We start from the raw sequence: 6,829 nt of genomic DNA on the forward strand, positions 1-6,829 counted from the left end.
CGAAAAGCGAGGCAAGCGCTGCCTGCCGGCCGCCTCCATCGCCCAAGGCCCGGGCCATCTGCTCGCGGCTCACCGTGACCTGGATCCCCGCCAAGATGGACGTAGCCGAAGATCAGCGCCCAGAGGGCCTTCCACAGCATCCCGGCTCCGGTCCAGGGTCTCCGCATCTTGCTGCCGCTCCAGCAGGAGCCGATGCAGCCGGGCCCAAACTCCAGCCGTCTGCCACGCGCCCCGCCTTCGCCAGCAGGCCTTGCCGCAGCAACCCAACCCGGTCGGCACCTCGTGCCACTGAATGCCCCTCCGCGGCACAAACAAGATGCCCCCAAGGCGGCGCGAGCCGACGCCCGCGCGGCCGGCCGCCTCTCGGCTTCGGCCGCTCCCGCGGCAGCAAGGGCTCGACCACAGCCCATAGGTCATCAGGAACGAAGAGCGCCATCACTCCCCGACGCCTCAGAACAGGTTCTGTCGCGAGCTTTAAGTTCCAGCCTGGAGCGCGCCCGTCCTCCATCCGCGTAGTCTCCCAGCCATTCGCACCGCCGCGGAGCTTCCTGCACAGCAACAGTCTTTGAAGCGGGAGGTGATCTCACGCGGAGTCCGTCCAGCCACCCAGGCTGCAACGAACCAGCGTTTGCCTTGACGCCAGATCAGCCACAGGAGCATGATCAATGCAGCTGCATTCGCCCAGTTGGCTTGGGGATAGCGCGGCCTCCACTGGAGCCTGTACCGAGGAGGACGATCCGCCAAGCAGCTTGCCCCATTGTGCGGCGAAGCACGGTCCGAACCAAGAATGCAGCGAAGACCCTGACGCGCTCCTCCATAAGGTGCGCAGAGTATGTACTTATAGCTGCAGCTTTCGAGGCCTGAGCCCGGCTCCGCCGAGTAATTTCGTGGTCGTGTGGTCCGCCTCCGAGGTTTGGAAGCTGCGCGGAGGGATGGTTCGCAAGGATCGGGAGAGAACCGGCTTGAGGTGAGCAGAGGCAACCCAGGAGAAGGCGTGGTGAGCAACGACGCACGATGGGCGGTGGGTGTGTGCATGGCGCTGTTTGGCTTGGCCGGGCTGCTCATCGCCAGCCGCGCGGCTGATGCCACTTTCTATTCGGCAGGACTGATCTTCAGCCTGGCAAGCGTGCTCACGATCTTCAACTTGATCCGCATCACCTTCGACGAGGCCGAAGGCAGGCCCACGGAGCGCGAGGGAGCGGTGCCCTTTGTGCTGCTGGCCATCGCTGTCGGTTCGGTGCTGTTCCACGCTTTCAGCCCGTGGTGGTGGGCGCCGATCGCCTCGAACTGGCACTACATCGATGAAACGATCAGACTCACCTTCTGGATCACCGGACTCGTCTTCGTCGCTGTTCTTGCCTTTGTGGCCTATTGCGTGTTCCGTTTCCGTCATCGGGAGGGAAGCCGGGCTGAATATGGGCCGGAAAGCACCCGCCTGGAGTTGGTCCTCGCCATTGGGACAGCCGTTGGCGTCGCCGCGATGCTGGCCCCTGGGCTGGTGGTCTGGGGCCAGTTCATCACGGCGCCGACGGAGGCAACAGAGGTCGAGGCCGTCGGCCAGCAATGGTCCTGGAACTTCCGCCTGGCCGGGCAGGATGGCCGGCTCGGCACCACCGACATCCGCGACGTGCGGCCTGTCGGCAATCCCCTGGGGGTAAGCCCGGACGATCCCCACGGGCAGGACGACATCGTGGTGGAAGCGGCCGATCTGCACCTGCTCATCGGCCGACCGGTCAAGCTGCGGCTACGGGCGATCGATGTGCTGCACAGCTTCTACGTGCCGGAGTTCCGCGCGAAGATGGACCTGGTACCGGGCATGGTGACCCAGCTCTGGTTTACCCCGACTCGGCCGGGCCGATTCCAAATCCTCTGCGCCGAACTCTGCGGCTTTGGCCATCCCGACATGCGCGGCTGGGTCGTTGTCGAGAACGAACGTGACTACCGGAACTGGCTTCAGGCGCAGCAGACCTTCGCGCAACGCGCCACATCGGCCGTTGCATCCAGCCTGCACGATGCATCCAGCGGACACAGTCGGCACGGCGGAGGATCGGCTCGCGCCACGCCCTGACGTCGCGCCGAAAAATCCGGAGCCACGGACGCTCGAGGCAAGGGGAAGAACAATGGGTGAAGCAACGCTGGAATCGCACGAGGGCGTGGGCTCCGCGGAGTTCCCGGAGGTCGAACTCTACCATGCCACGAACTGGTGGACGAAGTACGTCTTCTCCCAGGATGCGAAGATCATCGCTGTACAATACTCGATCACCGCCCTCGCGGCCGGTTTCGTGGCGCTTGTGCTGTCCTGGTTGATGCGCCTTCAGCTCGGCTTTCCGGATAGCCTCTCCATCATCGACCAGAACCAGTATTACCAGGTCATCACCATGCACGGCATGATCATGGTGGTCTACCTGCTCACGGCCCTTCTGCTGGGAGGCTTCGGCAACTATCTCATCCCGTTGATGGTGGGCGCGCGGGACATGGTGTTCCCGTATCTGAACATGCTCAGCTACTGGACCTACCTCCTGGCCGTGCTGGTGCTGCTGGCGAGTTTCTTCGTTCCTGGCGGACCCACCGGCGCCGGATGGACGCTCTATCCACCTCAGGCCATCCTGTCCGGCACGCCGGGGCGGGATTTCGGCATCGTCCTGATGCTCGTCTCACTCATCATCTTCATCATTGGCTTCACCATGGGCGGCCTGAACTATGTCGTGACCGTTCTCCAGGCACGTGCGCAGGGAATGACCATGATGCGCCTGCCGCTCACGGTCTGGGGCATCTTCACCGCCAGCGTCATGGCGCTGCTCGCCTTTCCGGCATTGTTCGTCGGTGCGGTGATGTTGTTGTTCGACCGTTTGCTGGGAACCAGCTTCTTCATGCCCGCCCTTGTCGAGATGGGCCAGCGCTCGGATTACAACGGGGGTAGCCCGATCCTGTTCCAGCACATGTTCTGGTTCTTCGGTCATCCGGAGGTCTATATCGTGGCGCTACCCGCCTTCGGCATCGTCTCAGACCTGATCGCAACGCATGCGCGGAGGAACATCTTCGGCTACCGCATGATGGTCTGGGCCATTTTGATCATCGGCTTCCTGAGCTTCGTGGTCTGGGCCCACCACATGTATGTCAGCGGCATGCATCCCTATTTCGGGTTCTTCTTCGCTACAACAACGCTGATCATCGCTGTCCCCACCGCGATCAAGGTCTACAACTGGATCCTCACGCTCTGGCGCGGCGACATCCACCTGACGGTACCGATGCTCTTCGCCATTGGCTTCATCGTCACCTTCGTCAATGGCGGGCTGACCGGGTTGTTCCTGGGTAATGCCGTCGTGGACGTGCCGCTTTCCGATACAATGTTTGTTGTCGCCCACTTCCATATGGTGATGGGCGTTGCGCCCATCCTGGTCATCTTCGGCGCGATCTACCACTGGTATCCCAAGGTCACCGGCCGGATGCTGAACGAGCCTCTGGGCAAATTTCATTTCTGGGTCACCTTCATCGGCTCCTACTTGGTCTTTTTCCCCCTGCACTATCTCGGGCTGATGGGTGTCCCGCGGCGATACTATGCGATCGGTGAGATGGATGCGCTTCCGCTCTCCACGGGAGAGCTCAATCAGCTGGTCAGCGTGGCCGCCTTCGTTGTCGGCTTCGCGCAACTGGTCTTCGTGTTCAACATGGTCTGGAGCCTGCGCAACGGCACGCCCTCTGGCGGCAATCCCTGGCGCGCCACCACGCTGGAGTGGCAGACCCCTGAGACGCCACCGAGCCATGGCAACTGGGGCAAGGACCTGCCCGTGGTTCACCGTTGGGCTTACGGCTACAGCGTACCGGGCGCTGCGCAGGATTTCCTGCCGCAGAACCAGCCGCCGGTCGTCCAGTTCACTCGGGGTGCCGAGCCATGACGATCCTCTTTCTGCTGGTGGCCACTCTCGCGACGGTCGCGATCTGGTGGCTGTCGCAGCAGCGCCTGGCCGAGAAACCCTGGCTGGAGAGCGGACCGGTCGATTCGCTGCGCGCTCCGGTGCCGAGGCGCATGCCGGCGGCGAAGGTTGGCCTCGGCGTGTTCCTCGCTGTGGTCAGCGCGCTGTTCGCGCTTTTCGCCAGCGCCTACGCCATGCGCATGCACATGGCGAGCGACTGGAGTTCTCCGCCTCTCCCGTGGCTCCTGTGGCCTAACACCGGGGTGCTGTTCCTGAGCAGCGCAGCCATGGGCTGGGCACAGGCCGCAGCCCGGCGGAGGCAGATCGGCCACCTGCGCACCGGGCTGGTGATGGGCGCCGCCAGCGCCGTGCTGTTCCTGGCGGGGCAGGTGGTCGCCTGCCAGCAGCTGGCCACAGCCGGCTTTTACATGGCGACCAATCCGGCGAACGCCTTCTTCTACCTGCTTACCGGCCTGCATGCCTTGCATCTGCTTGGCGGCCTGGTGGCGCTGGGTCGGGCGAGCGCCAGGGTGTGGCGCGGCACCGCCATGGCGCCGATGGTTCTGAGCGTCGACCTTTGCGCCTCATACTGGCATTTCCTGCTTCTGGTCTGGCTGGCGGTATTCGCACTGCTGCTGCATGGCTGACGCCTTCGCGTGCACCTTCACCCAGTCGGGTGTTGCTCCCCGGATGGGCCATGCCGAGGAAAAAGGGTTGCAAAGCCATGGACCGCATCACGGAAGACAAGAACGTGCATCCCGGGATGCAACACGGCGGCTGGCGCGGCTTTGTCGCCGACTGGTCCTCCGACCGACGCGCCTTCCGGGATGTGTCCTGGGGAAAGGCCATGATGTGGATCTTTCTGCTGAGCGACACCTTCGTCTTCAGCTGCTTCCTGATCTCCTACATGACGGTGCGGATGTCGACGGTCGTGCCATGGCCCAATCCCAGTGAGGTCTTTGCACTGACGATCGGCGGCACACCGCTGCCGCTCATCCTGATCGCCATCATGACCTTCGTGTTGATCAGCAGCAGCGGGACCATGGCCATGGCCGTCAATTTCGCCCAGCGCCGGGAGGGTGCGCGCAGCGCCTATCTGATGTTGGCGACGGCGGCCCTCGGCGCCACCTTCGTCGGCATGCAGGCCTTTGAATGGTCCAAGCTGATCCATGAAGGGGTGCGGCCCTGGGGGAATCCGTGGGGCGCTCCCCAGTTCGGCTCCACCTTCTTCATGATCACGGGCTTCCACGGTACCCATGTCAGCTTCGGCGTCATATTCATGATCATCGTTGCCCGGAAGGTCCTGCGCGGCGATTACGAACGCGGCAGGCGTGGCTTTTTCACCAGCCGGCGGGGGAACTACGAGTCAGTCGAGATCATCGGCCTTTACTGGCACTTCGTCGATCTGGTCTGGGTGTTCATCTTTGCCTTTTTCTACTTGTGGTGAGAAAATTCGTGGCACAGACACGCGCATCCAAAGAGCAAGGCCATTCGATCAAACTCTACCTTGTGACCTGGATTTTGCTGTTCGTTCTCAGCGCCTGTTCCTACCTCGTCGACTACTTCCAGCTCCAGAGCGAGCTGAGATGGTCGCTGATCCTGCTGCTCATGTTCCTGAAGGCCGGCCTGATCGTCGCCGTCTTCATGCATATGGCTTGGGAGCACCTCACCCTGATCTATGCTGTCCTGCTCCCGCCCCTCGTGCTCTTCGTCTTTGTCGGGATCATGGTCCATGAGTCCGGATACACGCTCGCCACGCGGCAGATATCCTTCGCGCTCGGCCAGTGAACGGATGCCTGGAAGTGCCAGGCTGCAAGCCCTGCAGCCGCCCGGACCAGGCCGGCCGGCAGCGGCACACACGTGCAGGCATAGTGCTGTGTGTGAACACGACCAGCGTCTCGCAGCCGGTAACCACGCCCGTGACGCCGCGCTGACTGTGCGAGGCCTTGGTCCATGAAATGGCTCAAGGCGAAGGCTGCACATCGCGAGTTTGGGCTTAAAGCTCGGGACAGAACCTGTTCTGAGGCGTCGGGGAGTGATGGCGCTCTTCGTTCCTGATGACCTATGGGCTGTGGTCGAGCCCTTGCTGCCGCGGGAGCGGCCGAAGCCGAGAGGCGGCCGGCCGCGCGGGCGTCGGCTCGCGCCGCCTTGGGGGCATCTTGTTTGTGCCGCGGAGGGGCATTCAGTGGCACGAGGTGCCGACCGGGTTGGGTTGCTGCGGCAAAGCCTGCTGGCGAAGGCGGGGCGCGTGGCAGGCGGCCGGAGTTTGGGCCCGGCCGCTGAAAGCCTGCTGACCCATCATCGTCCTCTTCTTCTCGGTTCCCGGCCTTCCGACTTCGTCACCTCGCGGCCACAAGGCGCAGGGCCACATGAGGACGTGCAGGCGGCCGATCTGATCCAGGAGTACGAGGCCAGGATCGCGGCGCTGGAGCGGCTGGTCGGACGGCAGGCGCTGGAGCTCGAGCTGCTAAGGGGGGCTTTGAAGCATGGTCCCCGGCCGAGAAGCGCGTCTACATCGGTCCTCACCGGCCCCTCGGCCTCTCCGTTGCCCGGAGATGCGAGCTGATGGAGCTCTCCCGATCGACCTTCTATGACACGGCCCCTGTTCCTCTGGAGGAGGAGAGCCTACTGGCCCGGATCGGCGCCATCTGCGACGAGTTCGAGGGGTACGGCTACCGCCGGGTCGGAGCGGCGCTCCGCCACCAGGGAGTGGTGGTGAATGACAAGAAGCTCCGGCGCCTGATGCGCCAGCGCGACCTGCAACCCAAACGGCGCCGCCGCTACGTGGCACGACAGACAGCGACCATGGCGGACCGATCTACCCTGACTTGGTCAAGAACCTCGTTCCCGACCGCCCGAACCAGCTGTGGGTCGCGGACCTGACCTAGATACTGTCGGCGAAGTCAGGCAGCTTC

7 protein-coding genes and 1 pseudogene are annotated in these 6,829 nt (G+C 63.6%); 7 read left to right on the forward strand and 1 reads right to left on the reverse strand.

Annotation, left to right across the window (positions count from 1 at the left end):
* Positions 1–69: 69 nt before the first annotated feature.
* Positions 70–417 (reverse strand): transposase, encoded by a 348-nt coding sequence (locus E0493_RS24040; protein ID WP_202397299.1) that lies wholly within the window; start codon positions 415–417, stop codon positions 70–72.
* A gap of 580 nt (positions 418–997) precedes the next feature.
* Between E0493_RS24040 and E0493_RS22700 the strand changes: the two genes are divergently transcribed.
* The 7 genes and pseudogenes from E0493_RS22700 (at position 998) to E0493_RS22730 (ending at position 6,797) form a co-directional block, all read left to right on the forward strand.
* Positions 998–2,068, forward strand: coding sequence for a cytochrome c oxidase subunit II (locus E0493_RS22700; RefSeq protein WP_367614581.1), 1,071 nt, complete (start codon positions 998–1,000; stop codon positions 2,066–2,068).
* Between the two features lie 52 nt (positions 2,069–2,120).
* Positions 2,121–3,896: a cytochrome c oxidase subunit I gene (gene ctaD, locus E0493_RS22705; protein WP_160939545.1), complete on the forward strand. Its 1,776-nt coding sequence runs from the start codon at positions 2,121–2,123 to the stop codon at positions 3,894–3,896.
* Entirely contained in the window at positions 3,893–4,561 is a 669-nt protein-coding gene (locus tag E0493_RS22710) for a cytochrome c oxidase subunit 3 (RefSeq protein WP_160939546.1), read from the forward strand. Before ctaD ends, E0493_RS22710 begins: the two co-directional genes overlap by 4 nt.
* 77 nt (positions 4,562–4,638) lie before the next feature.
* Positions 4,639–5,361, forward strand: coding sequence for a heme-copper oxidase subunit III family protein (locus E0493_RS22715; RefSeq protein WP_160939547.1), 723 nt, complete (start codon positions 4,639–4,641; stop codon positions 5,359–5,361).
* Between the two features lie 8 nt (positions 5,362–5,369).
* The gene (locus E0493_RS22720) at positions 5,370–5,702 is read left to right on the forward strand and encodes a cytochrome C oxidase subunit IV family protein (RefSeq protein ID WP_160939548.1); all 333 of its coding nucleotides are present in this window, start codon (positions 5,370–5,372) and stop codon (positions 5,700–5,702) included.
* 250 nt (positions 5,703–5,952) lie between these two features.
* A pseudogene (locus E0493_RS22725) lies at positions 5,953–6,187 on the forward strand (transposase); the annotation flags it as partial.
* Positions 6,188–6,479: 292 nt separating this feature from the next.
* Complete coding sequence (locus E0493_RS22730) at positions 6,480–6,797, forward strand: IS3 family transposase (protein WP_160939550.1); 318 nt, start codon at positions 6,480–6,482, stop codon at positions 6,795–6,797.
* Positions 6,798–6,829 lie beyond the last annotated feature (32 nt).

Origin of the sequence: Teichococcus coralli (assembly GCF_009829925.1) — a bacterium.
Lineage (GTDB): Bacteria > Pseudomonadota > Alphaproteobacteria > Acetobacterales > Acetobacteraceae > Pseudoroseomonas > Pseudoroseomonas coralli.